Here is a 22,044-nt window from a genome sequence, read left to right on the forward strand (position 1 = left end):
CACATATTTCAGTTCTTCTTCATAACTTTGTCCCTTCTAGCACATATTAACGTATATGATATTTTGGGTAATTCCAATTCATCATGTCTAAAGGTCATTTCAATTAATATGTCCAGGAGGATTTATATGAGCTATTTAATTGCGTTAGTAGGGTTAGTTGTTACGCTAGCTCTTGCATATATTGCTAGTACGAATCGGAAAATCATTAAAATTCGTCCGATTATCATAATGATTGTTGTTCAAGTTATTTTGGCCTACCTATTCTTAAAAACAGTCATTGGTATTAAAATTATTCAAGCAATTGCTAAAGTGTTCGATAAGTTACTTCTATATGCAGCCGACGGGATTAACTTTGTTTTCGGTGGGGTCGCGAATGAAGGTGCATTTGTTTTCTTCTTAAATGTACTATTACCAATTGTTTTCATTTCCGTATTAATTGGAATTCTACAATATACAAGAATATTACCTTTCATAATGAAAGGTATCGGTTTACTTTTAAGTAAAATAAATGGCATGGGAAAATTGGAATCATATAATGCCATAGCCTCCGCGATTGTCGGACAATCTGAAGTATTTATTACAGTCAAAAAACAACTAGGTCAATTAGCGCCTCATCGTCTCTATACTTTGTGTGCCTCTGCAATGTCGACTGTTTCAATGTCAATTGTTGGTGCATATATGACAATGATTGAACCACGTTATGTCGTAACTGCCATTATATTGAACTTATTCGGTGGTTTTATTATTTCATCAATTATTAATCCTTATGAAGTATCAGATGAAGAGGATATATTGGTTGTTCAAGATGAAGAAAAACAAACTTTTTTTGAAATGCTTGGAGAATACATTTTAGATGGTTTTAAAGTTGCTATTATTGTAGCTGCAATGTTAATTGGATTTGTTGCTCTGATCTCATTAATTAATAATGTTTTTGATTTAATTTTCGGTATTACATTCCAAGAAATTCTAGGTTATGTTTTTGCACCAATTGCATTCTTAATGGGTATTCCATCATCAGATATCATCAAAGCTGGTGGCGTCATGGCTACCAAATTAGTTACAAATGAGTTCGTTGCAATGGATGCATTATCAAAAGTGGCCAAAAGCTTTTCTGCAAAAACGATTGGAATTATTTCAGTTTTTCTTGTTTCCTTTGCTAATTTCTCTTCAATTGGTATCATTGCCGGAGCAGTTAAAGGATTAAACGAAAAACAAGGTAATACCGTTGCACGATTTGGATTGAAGTTACTTTACGGGGCTACTTTAGTTAGTGTTTTATCAGCGATTATTGTTAGCTTGGTTCTGACATAAGTAAAATAAGTAATTTGATGACGACAAGCATAAAGGGACGTTTCCCTTTATGCTTTTTTTGTTGGAATTTTATCATTTATACTCAGAATCACATTAAAAAGTTTACAACATAGAAACATCCTATGACAAAATTAGAAACATTTAAATCATATGATACATACATCAAGATTTTAGGAGAGTGATCTGGAATAAAGAAAGAATCCTATTGTGATAATCATGAGTGAAAGAATTAATGATGGTCATTTTTAGTTGATTATTTTTTTTGCAGAAATTTGACGTTTTATAATTCTAAAAAAATAAAGGATTTAAATAGATTAAGAGCAAATTTAGTAAGTAATTCCAATTATAAGGAGAGAGACAATGACTAATAAGATCGTATCTGTGCTTCTCGGAATGTTTTTATTCCTTTTACCGACTGCTAATGCTACTTCGTTCACTTCCAGTTTTACTGATAATGAGTTCTCTAAATATATAGATAATCTCACAATGAATACAACTGAAGCTGCTTACGGCCAAACAATCGATATTGGGCTAACGACGAAGAAAAATTTTGGACATATATCTTTATTCTTTTCAAATGGAACAAAAAAGAATGAAGTAACTTTTATAAAAACATCTGATAATTACTATTCTGGAAAAATAAAAATTACTAGCGACTTTGAAAAAGGAGTTTACCAACTTACATCTATTAAACTAGATGAACAAGATTTAACAATGTCAGATAAACTGATTAAATATTCAATTGTAGACTTACCTACTCCTACTATTGATAAACTGTCAAATAAGTCAACATCTATTAAGGGAGTATTTCTTCCTAATAGTGAAGTTCAGATTTTAAAGAATAATACGCTTTTGAAAACTTTATCTACAAATTCAAGTGGTGAATATTCTTATGCAGTAAAACCTATTAAGGCTGGAACGAAAATTACTGTAATTGGTTTAAGTAACAATATTGAAAGTCAATCTACTACAATATTAGTCTCTGATTTAATCGCACCATCTGTATCGTCTATTTCTGCAGTTTCTGACCAGTCACAATATATCACTGGTAAGTCTGAAGCCTATGCAAATGTTAAGGTTTATAACGGTACGAAGCTAATTGGTAAGGGTGTCGTGACTTCATATGGAAAATTTAACGTGAAAATCACTAAACAAAAAGCAAATGCTATTATCAAGGTCATTACAATTGATAAGAGTAACAATGAAAGTAAACCTTTATCAGTTCGTGTAATTGACCGTACAGCACCATCAGCTCCTTCGATTAAGTCTCTTAAAGAGAATGCAACGATAATTACTGGGAAAACAGAACCAAAAGCAACTGTTAAGCTATACGTTAATAATGGTTACGTTGCAAAAACAACAGCAAATAGTATTGGTACGTATTCATTTAGAGTAAGCAAGTTAAAAGCTTATGCTAGCATTAAAGTTACTTCTCAAGACTTAGCTGGAAATCAAAGTAAGCCTGCTACTATTGAGGTACAAAGCAATCAACCTATTTCAAATGGCCAGTTAATTATTATTAATACCCAATCTAATAAACTATCATATTACAATAAAGGAAAACTTGTTAAAACATTTAGTGTAGCAACTGGTAAATCATCAACTCCTACACCAACTGGTAAATTTAAAATCTTAAATAAAATTAAAAATCGACCTTGGTATAAAGAAAATATTCCTGGTGGTGATCCAAGAAATCCGCTTGGAAAACGTTGGATGGGATTAAGTGTGGGTGATTCTCCAGGAAACTCTTATGGAATCCACGGAAATAATAAGGAAAGCTCAATTGGAAAATCAGTTAGCAATGGTTGTATTCGTATGCACAACAGCGAGATTGCATGGCTTTTTGAACAAATTCAAACAGGCACTACTGTTATCATTGCTAAATCTTCCAACTCTAATGGAAAAATCGCTCATTCACATGGCATTTCGATTGCTTCATAAGTTGGTCGTAACATCCAGACTGTCCGGGTATGTCTCGGCAGTCTTTTTTTGTACAAAAGTTGTACCATGTCTTCTACATTTACTGCGCTGTACCAATCATATTTTCTGATAGCATTCTATTCATTTTTCATTAATAATAATTAGTAAAAAGGAAAATTCTAGAAAGGGGCTGGTTTGTTTTGAAAAAATTTCTACCTTTATTGATTCTCGTGTTTGGCTTGTTCTATATTTTTTTCATACCTTCTGAACCAATTGGTATCAAAATTTTATTTAAATTAATTCCCATGCTATTAATTTTGTATTTTGCTTTTTCTTTGAAGCCTGTTCAGTCATCGAAGTATCGTACACTCATCATCACTGGTTTATTTTTTTGTATGATTGGTGATGGTACGTTAATTTGGTTTGTCATTGGTTTAAGTGCCTTTTTAATTGGACATCTATTTTACACAGCAGGTTTTATTTCAAGTTGGAATTACTCAAATAAACGGATGTTATCAATTATCCCTATTGCCATATATGCTTTTTTAATGTGTTCCAATATAACGGCAGCGTTAATAGATAAAGGGGATCGTGGTTTAATCATTCCAGTGATTGCTTATACAATTGCTATTTCTACGATGGTATTTACTGCTATCATGACTGGGAATAAATGGGCAATTATCGGTAGCGTTTTATTTATTATCTCTGACTCTATTCTTTCGTGGGATCTATTTGTACAAACCGTTCGTTATAATCATGAATTGATTATGATTACATACTATAGTGCGCAATTTTTAATCGCTAGAAGTATATTATCGTTAAAATCTACCGCATAATATTTTACTTTCAAATACAGAACAAACTAAAATAAACTAGTAAGCTTAATCGTTAAACTAGTAAATGTAAGCGCATTTTTACATGTAGAAAAGGAGCTATTCAAATGAAAAATGAATTAATGAATCGTTTAATTAATTATGCTAAAGTGGATACACAATCAAACGCAAGCAACAATACATGCCCTTCTACACCGGGACAATTAACATTGGGACGTATGCTAGTTGAAGAGTTAAAAGAAATTGGATTAGTTGATGTAACGATGGATGAAAATGGTTATGTAATGGCTACTTTGCCCGCTAACACTGAAAAGGACATTCCTACTATTGGATTTCTAGCTCACGTTGATACTGCTACTGACTTCACTGGTAAGAATGTTAACCCACAGATCGTTGAAAATTATGATGGTGAAGATATCGTTTTAAATGATTCACTGAATATTATCTTGTCTCCAAAACAATCTCCTGAGCTTAGCAAGTATAAAGGACATACGTTAATCACAACGGATGGCACAACACTACTTGGCGCAGATAATAAAGCTGGTATTGCTGAAATCATGACAGCAATGGCATATTTAGTACAACATCCAGAAATAAAGCATGGTCGAATTCGTGTTGCTTTTACGCCTGATGAAGAGATTGGTAGAGGCCCACATAAATTTGATGTGAAAGCATTTGATGCAAAGTATGCATACACAATGGATGGTGGTCCACTAGGAGAACTTCAGTATGAAAGCTTTAATGCCGCTGGTGCGACTATAACTGTAAAAGGTAAAAGCGTTCACCCAGGCACAGCAAAAGGTAAAATGATTAATTCAACAAAAATTGCCATGGAAATTAATCAGTCACTACCAGTAGAAGATGCGCCAGAATATACAGATGGATATGATGGTTTCTATCATTTAATCTCAATTGAAGGTGATGTTGAGGAAACGAAATTACAATACATTATCCGAGATTTCGATAAAGAAAAATTTCAACAACGAAAAGAAACATTAAACAGTATTGTTAATCGCTTAAGAGAAACTTACGGTGAAAACAGTATCTTAATAGAAATGAACGACCAGTATTACAATATGAGAGAAAAAATCGAACCAGTTAAACACGTAGTTGATATTGCTTATGAAGCGATGAAAAACTTAGATATTACACCTATTGTCGAACCAATTCGTGGAGGTACTGACGGATCTCAGCTTTCATACATGGGGCTTCCAACTCCTAATATTTTCACTGGCGGAGAAAACTACCATGGAAAGTTTGAATATATCTCAGTAGATAATATGATCAAAGCAACAAATGTCATGATTGAAGTCATTAAATTATATGAGAAAAAAGCTTAAGGCAAATCCTATTAGAATGAGAAAAAACGCATTAGTTACTACTATGCGTTTTTTTATGGTTGGCTCGGTTAAAAAAAGTTGTTGATTTCCACTCCAGGATGCTCGCTTTCCGTGGGGCGTGCGCTGAGCCTCCTCGGCGCTACGCACCTCCGGGGTCTCACCTGTCCCGCTATTCCCACAGGAGTCGAGCACCTTCCGTTCCAATCAACTTCTTAATAAATCGTTATGACTTTAGATAACTTGTTTAAAAATATTTACCTGATAGATTAAGCCTTTAACTTTTTAATAAATACTACCTTTAAATAGTTTCCTTCTTTAAAGTGCTTATTCGTTTTAAAATCATCTGGAAGTGAGTATTCCTCCATTAATTTATATTGACCACCTAATTCTTTAAAAGCGATGTCTATAAATGTTTTAAATTTATTCATCCCAAAAGAACTACAATTTGTTGATGCTACAATGACTCCATTATCTTCAGTAATTGTAATTGCCTCTTTTAGAAGATCTTTATAGTCTTTTTCCGCACTGAACGTATGTTTTTTTGATCTAGCAAAGCTTGGCGGGTCTAAGATCACCATATCAAATAAAAGGTTTTTCTTAACTGCGTACTTGAAGTAATGGAATACATCTTCAACTATGATGTCTTGTGTACTTGGATCGATGTTATTTATACTAAATTGCTCTTTAGTCTTCTGTAAACTTCTATTCGCTAAATCTACACTTGTTGTTTTTTGTGCTCCACCAATCGCAGCAAATACAGAAAATGCGCCTGTGTATGAAAATGTATTGAGCACTCTTTTTCCATAAGCGTATTTATCACGTATTAACTTACGCACTTCACGCTGATCTAGAAATACGCCTACCATCGCGCCATCATTTAAATAGATTGCAAAATGAACGCCATTTTCTTTTACGATAATTGGAAATTCGCCCTTTTCTCCCGTAACAAAATCATCTTCTTCAATGTACTGACCTTTTGCATCAAAACGTTTTTTCTGATAAATCCCTTTAAATTCAACTATTTTCGTTAAAGCGTCAATGACATAGTCTTTAAATTGGTAAATGCCTTCGCTATACCAGCTAATTACATAATAGCCATCATAATAATCAATGATCAATCCGCCAATACCGTCACCTTCACCATTAAATACTCTAAAAGCAGTTGTATCGGGATTATTGTAAAATGTGCCTCGAGTATCTATCGCAGTTTGAATTTTATCTATAAAAAATCTTGGACCAATTTCTTCATTTTGATCGAAACTAAGTAACCAACCTAAGCCTTTATTTTGCTTACCGTAATAACCTTTTCCAATAAATTGATTACGTTCATCTACTAGCTTAATAACTGTTCCTTCACTCGTTAAATCTTTACTATTCATAATGGATTCTTTTGAAATAAGTGGATATCCATTCTTATAATCTTTTACAAATTTTTGTTTCACCTTTAATTGCAGTTCATTTTTCATGCTTTCACCAGTTATTCTCATATTTTATCTCAGTATTTCCATAATCGATTTTAATTAAAATGGATAGTGAAAACATTTGATAATCATCGTTTTTCATAGTCTTTTCATTGCTTTATTTAGCATAGTATACACTTTCCATAAAGGCAATTTATTCCTTACCTTTCACTTAACATCTATTTTCTATATCAAAAGAAAAACCTTGTCCAAGTGAGACAAGGTTTTAGAGTTATTTACATTAAATATTCTGTTGAATACGTCTAGCGAAATCGACAAATTTAAACTTATCTGGTCTGTGACGAGATTGACCATACTGTAATAGTGATCCGTCATCTAAATAAACGAATGTATTCACAACAACAACCATATCATAGCCATCTAGATCTAAGTACTTTCGATCGTCCTCATTACAAGTTTGTACAACGATTTCTTTTTTTGCAAAGCCAATATTTAATGATAGTGTGTTTTCTATATAGTCAAAGATTGAGCCTTCACAAATTTCTCTTGAAAGTTTCTCTACATATTTACCGTTATAGTATTCTTTATCAAGAATAATTTTTTTCCCATCAATTTTTCTAGATCTGATTACTTTCCAGATAGATGTCTCATCATCAATTAGTAATTGTTCTTTGATAAATTTGCTGGGTTTCTTCAATTCTAGCTTTTCAACAATCGTTTCAGCTGTTCTACCAATTTGTGCTGATAGTTCTTTAAAGCTAATTAATCCAGTTACTGGAAAATTGAACTTAGCAGTATCTAAAATAAATGAACCTTTACCTTTAACCTTATTGATATAACCATTTTGTTCGAGCATTTGTAATGATTTTCTAATTGTATCCCTAGACACATCAAATTGTTCCATTAAACATTTTTCAGAAGGTATTTTACTCCCAACCGAATAAATGCCTTTTTCTATCTGCTCAATTAACTTATGGTAGATAGAAATATATTTCGCATTCATATTCATCACCTAGGAAAATTTTATTATAATCTTCCTTATTTCTCAAGAAGGTAACAGATTGACTCGTAAGGACGTAAATGAATTTCATTTAAATCCATGCTAGAATCATCATAATTCGAAATCAAAATACTTCGTTTATAGTCGGTAATATCAATGTTGTCAGGTAAATTAAATATTGTCTCGTTTGCATAGAAATTATTAATGACGATTAGTTTTTGGTTTCCTAAATTACGCGCATAAGCAAATATATTTTTATGATCCATTATAAGTGACTCATAATCGCCTTCTGCAATAATGTCATACTGCTTTCGTAGTTGGACAAGCTTTTTGTAATGATAAAAAACTGAATTTTGATCACTTAGCGCACTTTCTACATTTATTTCAATAAAATCCTTACCGGTAGGAATCCAAGGTGTTCCCGTTGTGAATCCAGCATGATTTGAGTCATCCCACTGCATTGGTGTACGAGAATTATCTCTTGATTTACTTTGTAAAATCTTAATTATGTCTGACTCTGATACGCCTTCGGATTTTAATATCTCATAGTAATTTAAACTTTCTACATCTCTATATTGTTCAATTTGATCGAATTTAGGATTTGGCATACCTATTTCTTCGCCTTGGTAAATATAAGGTGTTCCTCTTAATAAATGCATCGCAGTGGCAAGCATTTTTGCAGATTCTTTATGGTACTCCTGATCATTTCCAATACGGGAAACAATTCGTGGTTGATCATGGTTACACCAAAATAATGCATTCCAACCATTACCCTCTTGCATTCCTTTTTGCCATGAATCAAGAATATTTTTTAGTGCCATAAAATCGAAGTCCATTACAGACCATTTTTCTCCATCCTTATAATCTATCTTAAGATGGTGGAAATTGAATACCATTGATAATTCTTTTTGTTCTGGATTTGAGTATTGAATGCAGTGTTCAATTGAAGTAGAAGACATTTCTCCAACTGTTATAATATCTTCCGTTTTTCCGAACGTTTCTTTATTTAATTTTTTTAAATAGTCATGAATTCTTGGTCCGTCTGTATAGAATCTTCTACCATCGCCATTTTCATCATTTTCTAATTGATCTGGCTTTGAAATCAAATTAATAACATCTAAACGAAAGCCTTTGACACCTTTATCTATCCAAAAATTCACAATATCAAATATTTCCTTTTGAACTTGGACATTTTCCCAATTTAAATCTGGTTGTGTCTTATCAAAAAGATGTAGATAATATTCACCTGAACCTTCTATTTTCTCCCATGCAGAACCACCAAACTTTGAGATCCAATTCGTTGGTTCTTCTCCATCTTTACTTTCTTTAAAAATATAATAATCTTTATATTTTTTATCTCCTGCAAGCGCTTTTTGAAACCACTCATGCTCTGATGACGTATGATTAAATACCATGTCTAGCATGATCTCTATGTTTCGTTCTTTTGCAGCCTGTACTAATTCCTCAAAATCGTTCATTGACCCATAAGCAGGATCAATATTCCGATAATCTGCAACGTCATAACCATTATCATTTTGCGGAGATACATAAAATGGGGTAAGCCAAATGTAGTCGACACCTAATTCTTTTAAATAATCTAGTTTTTTTGTCACGCCATTTAAATCTCCAAAGCCATCTCCATTTGAATCATAAAAAGACTTTGGATAAATTTGGTATACAACACTGTTCTTAAAATCCTTCATTTTTAATAATCTCCTTGATTGTAAACTTTGAAAGGAAGGAAAAATAACTTTTCCTTCCTCTTAAATAATTATGAATTTTTTACTAGCAGTTTTTTCTTGTTAAAGATAATTGTTAAAATAAATGGAATTACAATTGCAACTAACATTGCTACTGCAAACATTCCCATATGTTTTGGTTGAATAGATAGAATACCAGGTAAGCCACCTACTCCAATTGAGTTTGCCATAACGCCAGAACCAACTGAAATAATGCCAGCAATTCCAGATCCAATCATTGCAGCTAAGAATGGATAAGCATATTTTAAGTTAATACCAAACATTGCGGGTTCTGTTACACCTAAATAACAAGAGATCGCCGCTGGAATTGAAATTTGTTTTTCTTCTTCATTTTTTCTATTTAAGTAAATAATTGCTAATACTGCAGAACCTTGAGCAATATTTGATAAAGCAATCATTGGCCATAGGTTTGTTCCACCAAGCTCACTCATTAACTGTAAATCAATTGCGTTCGTCATATGGTGTAAACCTGTAATTACTAATGGAGCATAGAAGAATCCAAATACTAAAGCAAATAACCAACCAAATGATGATGTTAATCCAGAATAAACTACATGTGAAATTGCAGAACCAACTTTCCAACCAAGTGGTCCTAAAACAATATGAGCAATTAACACTGTTGGTACAAGTGCTAAGAAAGGAACAACGATCATTGAAATTGCACTTGGAACAACCTTTCTAATACTTCTCTCTAAAAATGCTAATGTAAAACCTGCTAAAATAGCCGGAATTACTTGAGCTTGGTAACCAATCATGTCAATTTTAACGAAACCAAAGTCCCAGAATGGTGCTTCTGCCCCACCAGAAACTGCATATGCATTTAATAATTGTGGAGAAACAAGTGTAATCCCCAGAACAATCCCTAAAATTTGAGTTGTACCCATTTTCTTTGTAATCGACCATGTGATACCAACAGGTAAGAAGTGGAAGATTGCTTCACCTATTAACCATAAGAATGAATGCACACCAGCCCAAAATTGTGAAGTTTCTACAATCGTTTTAGTTCCATCTTCTAGTAACTTAATATCACCAATAATATTTCGGAATCCTAAAATTAGACCCCCAACAACAATCGCAGGAATTAATGGAGAAAAAATTTCTGCTAAATGCGCAAGTACACGTTGTAACCAAGTCATGTTTTGTCTTGCTGCAACTTTTGCATCTTCCTTAGAAGATTCATCAACACCAGCTAATTCTACAAAATCATTGTAAAACATTGATACTTCGTTCCCAATAATAACTTGGAATTGACCTGCCTGTGTAAATGTTCCCTTAACTAATTTAAGATCTTGTATCTTTTTCTCATCAGCTTTTTTTACATCTTTTAATACAAAACGCATACGCGTTGCACAATGTGTAACTGTTGCGATATTCTCTTTGCCACCGATATGTTGAAGTAATTGTTTTGCATCATCAGTATAACGACCCATTTCAATACCCCTCCTCTTATGTTTCTCTTTTTATCTATATCCTGTACGTACAAGATAAGTATATTCCTGTACGTACAGGAAAGCAAGCGTTTTTTGAAAACGCTCACAACAACTTTCATTTTTATTCAACAAATGTTTACTTCAGTTTTTAGGCAAATTTATGTAAATCGTCAATATAAGTCAGTTATATGAGTTTTATTACTATTTATGGTTCCAAAAATATTACTTTCCATTAATGAGTGCGGATTAATAGACATAACAAAAATAGCCCGATTCACCATTTACATCTAAGGAACCGAGCTTTATTTTATGAAAAACTTTCTTCTGTATAAAAATCAATCACCATACAACCTGCACCCTGTGCAACGATATTGTAAGCCGTAGTTGATTTCACTATTTGAATTGGACTATTTGGGTAATGTTTCATTCTTGATCTCGCTATATCAGATGCAATATCGAAAAAAAATGGCTTTGGAACTAATGTACCTCCACAAATGACAATATCTGGTCTTAATAAAAAAATCAGATTAGCCAGACCTATTCCAAAATAATAAGCTGCATCCTTTAACACTTCTAAGCTTAAACGATCTTCTTGTTCTAATGCATCTAAAGTTTGGTGCAAACTAATATCTTCTATATCTTCAACACAATCTTGAAGATGGGAAGACTCTCCCCGTTTAATACGTTTAATCACCTCTTCACGAATGGCAGGTAAACTGCTATAAGCTTGAAGACAACCATAAGACCCACATGAACAACGTTGTCCATGGACGTCAATGATCATATGACCAAATGCATCGTCCATTTCATTTTTATGACTGAGTAATCTTCCTTGTTGAACTACACCACATCTTATACTCATATCACTTGAAACAAATATAATATTATCTGTTTCTTTTCCATACTTTAATCGATATTCAGCTAAAGCAGCTAAATTTGTTCCATTATTAATGAAAACTGGACATTGATTTGTTTTCTCTAAGTAGTTTATGATATTTAAATCTTCCCACCCACCAGCAATAAATGAGTCAGAATTAATGATTGTTCCTTTTTCTGAATCGATTGGATCGAGTAATCCTATTCCGATCCCTAATAATTTTTCTCTACTAATATCATTTTGAACTAATAATTGATCAACACAGTTCGTTACAAAATTCAGAGTAAATTCTCCAGTACTTCCTTGATCCATCTTTAGTTTCTTAGTCTCTAAAATATTTAAATGTAAATCTAATAATAAAACAGTTGTATATAAATTTGTAATCTCTACGCCAATTATATAGTTCGACGTAGGATTTACTACGTACATTACGGGCTTTCTTCCACCGCTTGAAACACCTAACCCACTATCTATAATCAGTCCGGCTTGTACTAATTCGTCTAATAATCTCACACAAGTTGTATGTTTATAACCAGTTAGCTCAGTTAGTGTGCTTACTTTTATTGGTCCTAATTTTCGTATTAAGCTATATAAAAGCTTTAAACTTTTTAATTTTGGCGAATGTACTCCTACAAATTGCCTTAGCATCGTTTTCCTCCAAAGCTTTTTCATTATCAATATCTTACCCGATTTATACTGCAAGCATCACTTACAATCAATCAGCTTTTTTTATTTTATAAATTAAGTATAGCTATTTTAGACATTTGATAATAGTATTTTTTCTCGAAACACTTAACTTTTTACCAAAATGGTATTTAGTCCATTTACAATCAGGAAAAAATCATTTAGACTAATATTGAAAGAAATCATCTATTACATTAAATTTTTATGAATACAAATTATTAACTCATTCAAGGAGGAAATAAAAATGCATAAAACAGAACATATTTTAGAAACAAAAGAATTTATCCTAAACAAAACAAACTACCGCCCAACAGTTGGGTTAATCTTAGGTTCTGGATTAGGAACACTTGCAGATGAAATCGAAAATTCAGTTACAATCCCTTATAGCGAGATTCCTCACTTTGCTAAATCTGAAGCTGTCGGTCATGCCAATGAATTAGTAATCGGAGAATTAAAAGGACAAGCTGTAGTCGCAATGAAAGGCCGTTTCCATTATTATGAAGGCTTTACATTAGATGAAGTAACGTTCCCAGTACGCGTTATGAAAGCTCTTGGAGTTGAAAAATTAATTGTTACAAATGCATGTGGAGCAGTTAACACAAGCTTTAATCCTGGCGATTTAATGTTAATTACTGACCATATTAATCTAGTTGGAAACAACCCATTAATCGGACCAAACAACCCCGAACTAGGTACTCGTTTCCCAGATGTATCAGAAGTTTATAATAAAGAATTACGCGCGCTTGCATTAAAAGTAGCTGAAAAACAAGACGTTCAATTACAACAAGGTGTTTATGCTTGGTGGAGTGGACCTTCATATGAAACACCTGCTGAAATTCGTATGATTCGTACATTAGGTGCTGATGCTGTTGGGATGTCTACAGTACCAGAAGCAATCGTTGCTGTTCACAGTAGCATGAAAGTTCTTGGTATCTCTTGCCTAACTAATATGGCATGCGGCATTCTAGACCAACCATTAAACCATGAAGAAGTAATCGAAGTTGCAAGCATGGTACGCACTAAATTTGTAGGACTAGTAAAAGGTATTTTAGAAGAGCTTTAATTAGTAAAATAGAAGTAAAGAGGGACTATACCCTCTTTACTTTTTTAATTCGTAAATGAGGTGTCATTTTGAAAGGAATATTGTATATCATCATTGGATCTGCATGTTATGGTGTATTGTCTACATTCGTAAAACTAGCATATAATGATGGTTTTATTGTGAATGATGTTGTTGGGATTCAAATGTTTGTTGGGGCTATTTTATTGTGGTCTATTGTTCTTATAAATAAGCTTCTTAAAAAGAAGTCGACAACTCAGACATATGTAAAGCCTGCAAAAAAAGATATATTATTATTAACTGTATTAGGATCGACTACTGGATTAACAGGAATGTTTTATTATTTGTCTCTTCAATACATCACAGCCTCGTTTGCTATCGTATTACTTTTTCAATTTACTTGGATCGGCGTTTTCTTAGAGGCTTTGCTTAACCGAAAATTTCCCGAGAAAGGAAAGGTAATCTCCCTAATCCCATTAATAATTGGAACTCTTTTTGCAACAAATGTTTTTTCGGCCGGTATCCAGCAAATAAACTTGCTAGGCTTACTTTTTGGTTTGTTATCTGCCATTTCATATTCTATATTTGTTCTCTTAAGTGGAAGAGTTGCAGTACAAACTAACCCTGTTACAAAAACTGCTCTTATGATTACGGGCGGTTTTATAATATGTGCCCTTTTTCTCCCTCCTAACTTTTTTAGTGACGGAAAATTATTTGTTGAAATCACATTAAAATACGGCATCATACTAGGTTTTTTAGGTCCATTCTTCTCTACATTTATGTTTTCAAAAGGAGTGCCATTAACGGGGTCTGGCTTAGCATCTATTTTAGGAGCGGCAGAACTTCCGACCGCTGTTTTGATGTCAGCGCTTGTGTTAAAAGAATCAATTGGTACGGCACAATATATAGGCGTTTCCTTAATTTTAGCTGGTATTGCCCTTCCAGAATTATTAAAGAAAAAATCATTACAGACATCTTAAAAAACACTTCCTCTGAAGTGTTTTTTATTATATAGTTGAGTATTTTTAATAAAACTTAGGAGCAAGTTTTTTAATCAGTATTATTTATATAGTATATTTTTGACCTTTTCCCAAATAATATCTTTGTTACATTCTTAATGGAGGTGTTTTAAAATGAAGGTCAGAGACGTTATGTCAAGCAATGTAGAAAGCTGCTCTAACCAAGATTCATTACAAGCAGTTGCAAGCAAAATGGAATCTTTAAATGTAGGTGCAATACCAGTTGTTGAGAACGGTCAAGTAGTCGGTATGATTACGGACCGCGACTTGGCACTACGAGGTATTGGACATAATGGAAACGGACATGCTTCTCAAGTCATGTCTAATAACATCGTAACTATTGATGCAGATGCTAATCTTCAAGAAGCATCTAGCTTAATGGCGCAACACCAAATTAGAAGATTACCTGTTGTTGAAAACGGAAATCTTGTAGGCATGCTCTCTCTAGGTGACTTGGCCGTTCAAGATCAATCAGATGAAAGTGCTGGGGAAGCTTTATCACAAATTTCTCAAAATGATGTGCAATAAGTTTAGTTGAAAAGGCAAAAGGAACCGTAGTAATACTTTCGGTTCCCTTTGTATTCATTATTTATTCATTTGTGCAAGAAAGTCACCTAGAAGGTCATCCAAGTCTTCTTTCTCATTTTTATGCTTTGTCTGCTCTATCTCCTGCTCACTCTCCCATGTAAAGTCGTCTATATCGATACCTCTTACATCTCTTGTATCATCCTCACCCGATATATTTTCACTTGGAATTGGCTTCCACTCTAATTTAGCAGCTGCTATTTCATCATTCTGTTCATACGTATATGTCGCACCACTATTTAATGAGGTCAGCAATGATACAGTCTTGATTGGATCTGATAATAGTTGATAGACAATACTTCCTAGTAACGCTTCAGACTGTTCATGCTTTAACCAGTCTCTTTGGGCCTTATTTAATCGATTTGGAAGTGGGATTGTAATTGTCTCTTTTTGTATCGAGATTTCATCGTTCACTCCTCTCAAAGTGAACTCGGCAATTTTACTTGAGAAATTTCGTCTTTCACTTTCCTTTAAGCTTTGTAAATGTTTCAAAATGTGATTAGGTGTATCAGAAGGGATACGAAATGTAATAGGTTGTCCTCTCGTTAATTCTTTTTCCTTCTTCATAAAGTCACCTTACTTTGTCTTTGCCATTTTTTGTTCTTCACTTTGTTTTTCCCTCTGATTTCTTCTTGAAAAATCAGCTATTAGCTTGTAATAGGCATTAACCATCATCCAAATACTTTCTTTTTCATCTTCAAAGAAATCAATTTGATAGCCGTCAAGGTTATTATTTAACGCGACTAAATACTCTTTTAAGATAATTGATCCTCCACCAATAAAATAGCAAATTTCAGTTTGAGAGTTCCTCTGCCACATATTTCGTAAATGACGGTATTGTTTTTTCGCCAATTCTAATAGAATTCTATCAACAATGTCATGAACGCTTGTCCTACTTCCCTTCACCATAATATGGTTCCGGTCACTTTTCTTCGTTATAATTTCGACAACGTCTCTTCTACTATCTAACTCTATGCCATATTTTGAACGTATTTCCTCACGTATCTGCTCGAGAGATTCTGAAACACCTAGGTTAAAACCTTGTGCTTTATCGTCATCTACTTTCCTATTTTTTATGACTGCGATATCAGTAGACAGTCCTCCGATATCTTGAATGAGGATTCTTTTATCAATTAGTTCTTTATTAATAATATTTAAATGCTGGTCCATTACTAAATTAATATAAGCTGCAAATCCTTCAGGATAGATTTTCACTTCTTCAAACTTAATATTTATTTTCAGTCCTTGATACTTAGGTGTTACTAGAAACTCAACTTGGTGTACCGAGCTTAGTAAACGAGAACGATATGCAACGTCCTTCCCTTCCTTCACCTCTCTTAACGGAAGGCCTGTCCCCAATGTATAAGTAGCCTCAATCACTTGATTTGACCGTTTAAAGTTTTGTTTATTCTCATCTCTAGCAGCATCTAGTGCTAGTGCAGCGAATAACATAATTAAGGTTTGATCTTCTTCTGATTTATTACTACCTGGATCTAGCTCCGTAGCATTATTGCTTTTTGTTGCTAAGTATCCAACACGATAAATAGAATTATTATCTTTTAGAGTCGGTGAATGTACTCGAATATGTATGCCATCGTTTGGATCTTGATTATTCAATTCTTCTACTCCAATTATTGGGCGATCTTCAATATCTCTCGCAACAATATTAGGAATATTAATTTCATGTTCCATCTTTCCGAATATGCCTTTAAGTGAATCATTACCTACATCAATTGCAGCAATACGAGCGTTTACCAAATAAATCATCCCTTTCACCATGTGTTTTTACAGATAATTAATTTAATTCTGACTAAAAGGTTATCTGAGTTTATTTTAAGGGTCAATCGTATCTCTTAACTAACATGAAAATGTAAACTAGACGATTTATTTGTCATCTTGTATACAAAACCGTAAACTCATTTAAATGAAAGCATGTATATAGATTTGTATACTTGTAAACATGCATACATTTATGTGTACAACTGTTTACAATCTGTATACTTGTTTACAAAAATGTATACATCGTAGATTAGTCTAATGAATAGATCAAACTTCTTTTATGGTTACTTTTAGTTATGTTTTTTTCAATCCACTGTTTTGTGGGGCTAAGCTTGAGCCTCTTGTCCACACGATGTAGATCATGCATGCCTTACGACAAAACTTCGTGTTTTAGCATGGCTACCTTACTTGCCTTATGGGTCTTTAGCCTTCCCGCATCTCCCACTGGAGTTTTGCACCTTCCGTTATAATCAACTCCTGTCTTATTTGGTTTAAACTCTGAATGCAACAATCTTATAGATAAAAACACTTAGTTACGTTTTGTAATTTTTTACTTTTCTAGAAAAGTTTTTGTTCTTTTCTCTTTAAACTATTATAATAGTAATTGCGATTGTACTTCTTACGTACAATTGTTAATAGATAATTTAATAAAAATCCATAAGTAAAATACTTATGGTAGAGGTCGCAAACTCCCCTCTACAAAAAAATAAGGCGAAAAACAATATTTGTCGTATTGTTTTTATTTTTGTTATTCGGGATGCCCTCTTCTTTTTAATCATGTAAAGGAGAGAAGAAATATGAAAAATGAAAAAGCAATCGTTGTATTTAGCGGTGGCCAGGATAGTACGACTTGTTTATTTTGGGCAATGCAGCAATTTAAAGAAGTTGAGGCTGTTACCTTTAACTACAATCAACGTCATAAATTAGAGTTAGATGTCGCTGCAGATATTTGTAAGGAATTAAACATTCCCCACCATATACTTGATATGTCTTTATTAAATCAACTTGCACCAAATGCTTTAACAAGATCAGATATCGATATTACACATGAAGAAGGCGAATTACCTTCGACATTTGTTGATGGTCGTAATCTATTATTCTTGTCTTTTGCAGCTGTTCTAGCAAAACAAAAAGGCGCAAGACATATCATTACAGGTGTTTGTGAGACTGACTTTAGCGGATATCCAGACTGCCGTGATATCTTTGTTAAGTCATTAAATGTAACACTTAACCTATCAATGGATTATCCATTTGTGATCCATACACCACTTATGTGGATTGATAAAGCTGAGACGTGGAAATTAGCTGATGAATTAAACGCATTCGAATTCGTTAGAAATAAAACATTAACTTGTTATAATGGCATCATTTCTGATGGTTGTGGTGAATGCCCTGCTTGCGAGCTTCGTAAAGCTGGATTAGATCGTTATTTAGAAATGAAAGGAGCCTCTGAGCATGTTTGATTTTCGCATAGTTGAGAGACTCCATAAAATAGATGAACATATAAAAAAAGAAGACTTAAAATACCATCATAAACGTGTACTTGTAAATAAAGAATTTACTTTTGATGCCGCACATCACTTACATTGCTATGAAGGAAAATGTAAAAATTTACACGGTCACACATATAAAGTCATTTTTGGTATTAGTGGTTTTGTCGATGATATTGGATTAGTGATTGATTTTGGTGATATTAAAGAGATTTGGAAAGAAAAAATCGAAATTTATTTAGATCATCGTTATCTAAATGAAATGCTTCCTCCAATGAATACAACAGCTGAAAACATGGTCGTTTGGATCTTTGAGCAAATGGAAAATGCATTAAAAGATGAAACGAACCCAGCACAAGACATTAGAGTAGAGTTTGTTCGTTTATATGAAACGCCTACAAGCTACGCAGAAGCTCGTAGGGAGTGGATGATTAATGAGTAAAATTCCTGTACTTGAAATATTTGGCCCTACTGTACAAGGTGAAGGTATGGCAATTGGACAGAAAACAATGTTTATTCGTACAGCTGGATGTGATTATTCATGTAGCTGGTGTGATTCATCCTTCACTTGGGATGGTAGTGAGAAAGAGAATATTAATTGGATGACTGCCGAGGATGTTTGGAATCGTTTAGTAGAGTTAGGCGGAGATACCTTCTCACATATTACGATTTCAGGTGGTAACCCTGCCCTTCTTCCTTCTCTAGGACCTATAGTTGACTTCTTAAAAGATAAGCAGATGACGTTGGCGCTTGAGACACAGGGAAGCAAATGGCAAACATGGTTACCTTTAATAGACGAAGTGACGTTATCACCAAAACCACCAAGTAGTGGTATGAATACTGATTTTGATGTATTAACAAACATTATTCAACAACTTGAACATCATCCAAAAACTTGCTTAAAAGTAGTTATTTTTGATGAAAAGGATTTAGCATTCGCAGAAACTGTTCATCAAAAGTTTCCTCAAATCCCGTTTTTTCTACAAGTAGGAAATAGCTGGTTAAACGCAGATGATGGATCTTTATTACAACACATGTTAAATCGTTATGAGTGGCTTATAGATGAAACAATGAAATCAAAAGTGTTTAAAAATGTAAAGGTTTTACCTCAATTACATGCATTTGTATGGGGAAATAAGAGAGGAGTTTAACAAAAATGGTAGGAAGATCAAAAGGTACTTTAGAAGACGTATCGTTACTAGGGAGTAATAATACTAAATATTTATTTGAATATGACCCAGGAATTTTAGAAACATTTGATAATACTCACCCTGACCGAGATTATTTCGTTAAGTTTAATTTCCCAGAATTTACTTCACTTTGCCCAAAAACTGGTCAACCTGATTTTGCAACAATTTATATTAGCTATATTCCAGAGCAAAAAATGGTAGAAAGTAAATCATTAAAACTTTATTTCTTTAGCTTCCGTAATCATGGCGACTTCCACGAAGATTGCATGAATATCATTATGGATGACTTAATTAAATTAATGGACCCACGTTATATTGAAGTTTGGGGCAAGTTCACACCTCGTGGTGGAATCTCAATTGACCCTTATTGTAACTATGGTCGTCCTGGTACAAAATATGAAAAGATGGCTGAACATCGTATGATGAACCATGATTTATATCCAGAAAAGATTGATAATCGCTAATTCGATTAATCTTTCAATATTATAACTAGATTAATATGAAAGCTCATTTCTTATACAGAAATGAGCTTTTATTGTGTAGACAACCATTATAAATACTAACGGTTTATGGCAATCATATTAGTTTTACTTTACAATTAATGGAAAAGACATAAAAAGTGTGGTGAACCTTTTGTTTAAACTTTTATTAATTGAAGATGACTCGTCTCTTTTTAACGAAATAAAAGATCGATTATCTCAGTGGTCATATGATGTCCACGGAATATCTGATTTTAGTAAAGTGTTTCAAGAGTTTACTGAAATTAAACCTGATTTAGTCATCATTGATATACAGTTACCTAAATATGATGGATTCCACTGGTGCCGAATGATTCGATCTCATTCAAATATTCCAATTATCTTTTTATCTTCTCGGGATCATCCGTCTGATATGGTCATGTCTATGCAATTAGGCGCGGATGATTTTATGCAAAAACCGTTTCACTTTGATGTTTTAATTGCCAAAATACAAGCGACACTTAGACGTGTTTATAACTATAACACTGAGAAAATTGCATTAAAAACTTGGTGTGGCGCAACAGTCGACTATGAGAAGAATACTGTTTCAAATGAAACAGGGTTAATTGAGCTAACAAAAAATGAGATCTTTATTTTAAAGCTGTTAATAGAGCAAAAGAATAAAATCGTTAGCCGCGAAGACATCATCAATGACTTATGGGACGATAAGCGTTTTATTAGTGATAATACACTTACTGTAAATGTAAACAGATTAAGAAAAAGATTGGATGAAATTGATTTAGGTCGATTTATTGAAACCAAGGTGGGACAAGGCTATATCGCCCTTGAAGTGGAATATCAATGATTAAAAGATTTCTCTTAGAAAGATTAAGTTGGATTGCTTTATTTGTTTTTCTTCAACTTTTTTTACTATTTGTCGCATTTATTGATACAGCCATTCCTTTTACACCAATACTTTATATTGTCTTTTTATCAATTGTCATTTTTATCTTTTTTTTGGTTTTACGATATCCAAAGGAAACAAAATTTTATAGAAGCCTTATTGAACGCGAAGATAATCTTGATTTGACGGGATTAGCTGAACCAGAGAGTCCTTTTGAACATTTGGTTGAGACAAGTATTATGAATCAAACAGAACAGTTAAAAAAAGTTGCATTACATAATCAAACTGCATTAGAGCAAGAAAAGGATGAGCTTCTGTCTTGGATCCATGAAGTAAAAACACCATTAACTGCAATGCATTTAATGTTTGATCGATTACAAGACGAAAAATTAAAAACGCATTTAACTTTTGAATGGCTGCGTATTCATTTTTTACTAGATCAACAGCTTCATCAAAAAAGAATTCCCTTTATCGAAAACGACTTGTATATTGAAAAACTACAGTTAGAACCTGTCATATTTTCTGAGATAAAAACTTTACAGTCATGGTGTATACAAAAAGGGATTGGATTTGATATACAACTTGAAGAAACCGAAGTGCTAAGTGATGGAAAATGGCTTTCTTTCATTATTAGACAACTATTAACGAACGCAGTTAAATATAGTAATGCATCAGATATTATTGTTAGTAGCAAACTAAAAAATGATCATATGACTCTTACGATTAAAGACTTTGGTCGAGGTATCGATTCAAAAGATTTACCAAGAATATTTGATAGAGGTTTTACTTCTACTACTCAACATCAAGACAATGCTGCTACAGGAATGGGATTATATTTGGCGCAAAAAGCCGCACAATCATTATTAATACAAATTGATGTCAGTTCAGAATTGGCAAAAGGAACTGTCTTCACTTTAACGTTTCCAAAGCAAAATGAATTTGTAAATATTAAAAGCATGTGACAAAATTGTCACATGCTTTTA

20 protein-coding genes are annotated in these 22,044 nt (G+C 33.2%); 13 read left to right on the forward strand and 7 right to left on the reverse strand.

The window, feature by feature from the left end:
* The first annotated feature begins 126 nt into the window (after positions 1 to 126).
* From CAB05_RS15880 to pepT, 4 genes are all read left to right on the forward strand, one after another.
* Positions 127 to 1,311 carry a NupC/NupG family nucleoside CNT transporter gene (locus CAB05_RS15880; RefSeq protein ID WP_088001537.1) on the forward strand — a complete coding sequence of 395 codons (1,185 nt, stop codon included), beginning with the start codon at positions 127 to 129 and terminating at the stop codon, positions 1,309 to 1,311.
* A gap of 360 nt (positions 1,312 to 1,671) precedes the next feature.
* The gene (locus CAB05_RS15885) at positions 1,672 to 3,252 is read left to right on the forward strand and encodes a L,D-transpeptidase (RefSeq protein ID WP_158093297.1); all 1,581 of its coding nucleotides are present in this window, start codon (positions 1,672 to 1,674) and stop codon (positions 3,250 to 3,252) included.
* A gap of 209 nt (positions 3,253 to 3,461) precedes the next feature.
* Positions 3,462 to 4,067, forward strand: a complete 606-nt coding sequence (locus CAB05_RS15890) for a lysoplasmalogenase (RefSeq protein WP_328588942.1) — start codon at positions 3,462 to 3,464, stop codon at positions 4,065 to 4,067.
* Positions 4,068 to 4,171: 104 nt separating this feature from the next.
* Positions 4,172 to 5,404, forward strand: a complete 1,233-nt coding sequence (gene pepT / locus CAB05_RS15895) for a peptidase T (RefSeq protein ID WP_088001541.1) — start codon at positions 4,172 to 4,174, stop codon at positions 5,402 to 5,404.
* Between the two features lie 266 nt (positions 5,405 to 5,670).
* Here pepT and CAB05_RS15905 read toward each other — a convergent pair whose 3' ends face one another.
* The 5 genes from CAB05_RS15905 to CAB05_RS15925 form a co-directional block, all read right to left on the reverse strand.
* The gene (locus CAB05_RS15905; protein WP_088001742.1) at positions 5,671 to 6,870 is read right to left on the reverse strand and encodes a class I SAM-dependent rRNA methyltransferase; all 1,200 of its coding nucleotides are present in this window, start codon (positions 6,868 to 6,870) and stop codon (positions 5,671 to 5,673) included.
* A gap of 235 nt (positions 6,871 to 7,105) precedes the next feature.
* Positions 7,106 to 7,828 (reverse strand): trehalose operon repressor, encoded by a 723-nt coding sequence (gene treR, locus CAB05_RS15910; protein WP_088001545.1) that lies wholly within the window; start codon positions 7,826 to 7,828, stop codon positions 7,106 to 7,108.
* Between the two features lie 35 nt (positions 7,829 to 7,863).
* A complete protein-coding gene (gene treC, locus CAB05_RS15915; RefSeq protein WP_088001547.1) occupies positions 7,864 to 9,528 on the reverse strand; it encodes an alpha,alpha-phosphotrehalase in 1,665 nt (554 codons plus the stop codon).
* Between the two features lie 68 nt (positions 9,529 to 9,596).
* The gene (treP, locus tag CAB05_RS15920; RefSeq protein ID WP_088001549.1) at positions 9,597 to 11,015 is read right to left on the reverse strand and encodes a PTS system trehalose-specific EIIBC component; all 1,419 of its coding nucleotides are present in this window, start codon (positions 11,013 to 11,015) and stop codon (positions 9,597 to 9,599) included.
* Positions 11,016 to 11,322: 307 nt separating this feature from the next.
* Positions 11,323 to 12,540, reverse strand: coding sequence for an ROK family protein (locus CAB05_RS15925; protein ID WP_088001552.1), 1,218 nt, complete (start codon positions 12,538 to 12,540; stop codon positions 11,323 to 11,325).
* A 280-nt stretch (positions 12,541 to 12,820) separates the two neighbouring features.
* Here CAB05_RS15925 and CAB05_RS15930 point away from each other — a divergent pair, with 280 nt between their 5' ends.
* The 3 genes from CAB05_RS15930 to CAB05_RS15940 all read left to right on the forward strand — a co-directional run bounded on the left by CAB05_RS15930 (position 12,821) and on the right by CAB05_RS15940 (position 15,183).
* A complete protein-coding gene (locus CAB05_RS15930; RefSeq protein WP_088001554.1) occupies positions 12,821 to 13,639 on the forward strand; it encodes a purine-nucleoside phosphorylase in 819 nt (272 codons plus the stop codon).
* A gap of 68 nt (positions 13,640 to 13,707) precedes the next feature.
* Positions 13,708 to 14,616, forward strand: a complete 909-nt coding sequence (locus CAB05_RS15935) for an EamA family transporter (RefSeq protein WP_088001556.1) — start codon at positions 13,708 to 13,710, stop codon at positions 14,614 to 14,616.
* A gap of 153 nt (positions 14,617 to 14,769) precedes the next feature.
* Complete coding sequence (locus CAB05_RS15940; protein WP_088001558.1) at positions 14,770 to 15,183, forward strand: CBS domain-containing protein; 414 nt, start codon at positions 14,770 to 14,772, stop codon at positions 15,181 to 15,183.
* A gap of 57 nt (positions 15,184 to 15,240) precedes the next feature.
* Here the strand turns inward: CAB05_RS15940 and CAB05_RS15945 are convergent, their stop codons facing one another.
* Positions 15,241 to 15,807, reverse strand: a complete 567-nt coding sequence (locus tag CAB05_RS15945; protein ID WP_088001560.1) for a hypothetical protein — start codon at positions 15,805 to 15,807, stop codon at positions 15,241 to 15,243.
* Positions 15,808 to 15,816: 9 nt separating this feature from the next.
* Positions 15,817 to 17,007 carry an Alp7A family actin-like protein gene (locus CAB05_RS15950; RefSeq protein WP_371870404.1) on the reverse strand — a complete coding sequence of 397 codons (1,191 nt, stop codon included), beginning with the start codon at positions 17,005 to 17,007 and terminating at the stop codon, positions 15,817 to 15,819.
* 809 nt (positions 17,008 to 17,816) lie between these two features.
* Here CAB05_RS15950 and queC point away from each other — a divergent pair.
* The 6 genes from queC to CAB05_RS15980 all read left to right on the forward strand — a co-directional run bounded on the left by queC (position 17,817) and on the right by CAB05_RS15980 (position 22,023).
* Complete coding sequence (gene queC / locus CAB05_RS15955; protein WP_088001563.1) at positions 17,817 to 18,482, forward strand: 7-cyano-7-deazaguanine synthase QueC; 666 nt, start codon at positions 17,817 to 17,819, stop codon at positions 18,480 to 18,482.
* On the forward strand, positions 18,475 to 18,951 hold the full coding sequence (gene queD / locus CAB05_RS15960) for a 6-carboxytetrahydropterin synthase QueD (RefSeq protein WP_088001565.1): 477 nt from the start codon (positions 18,475 to 18,477) through the stop codon (positions 18,949 to 18,951). Before queC ends, queD begins: the two co-directional genes overlap by 8 nt.
* On the forward strand, positions 18,944 to 19,660 hold the full coding sequence (gene queE, locus CAB05_RS15965; protein WP_088001567.1) for a 7-carboxy-7-deazaguanine synthase QueE: 717 nt from the start codon (positions 18,944 to 18,946) through the stop codon (positions 19,658 to 19,660). The genes queD and queE overlap by 8 nt, the downstream gene beginning before the upstream one ends.
* A gap of 5 nt (positions 19,661 to 19,665) precedes the next feature.
* A complete protein-coding gene (queF, locus tag CAB05_RS15970) occupies positions 19,666 to 20,163 on the forward strand; it encodes a preQ(1) synthase (RefSeq protein ID WP_088001569.1) in 498 nt (165 codons plus the stop codon).
* A gap of 169 nt (positions 20,164 to 20,332) precedes the next feature.
* Positions 20,333 to 21,022, forward strand: coding sequence for a response regulator transcription factor (locus CAB05_RS15975; RefSeq protein ID WP_088001571.1), 690 nt, complete (start codon positions 20,333 to 20,335; stop codon positions 21,020 to 21,022).
* Positions 21,019 to 22,023 carry a sensor histidine kinase gene (locus tag CAB05_RS15980; protein ID WP_088001573.1) on the forward strand — a complete coding sequence of 335 codons (1,005 nt, stop codon included), beginning with the start codon at positions 21,019 to 21,021 and terminating at the stop codon, positions 22,021 to 22,023. The genes CAB05_RS15975 and CAB05_RS15980 overlap by 4 nt, the downstream gene beginning before the upstream one ends.
* Positions 22,024 to 22,044: the final 21 nt, after the last annotated feature.

This window comes from Gottfriedia solisilvae (assembly GCF_002128405.1).
Taxonomy (GTDB): Bacteria; Bacillota; Bacilli; order Bacillales; family Bacillaceae_G; genus Gottfriedia; species Gottfriedia solisilvae.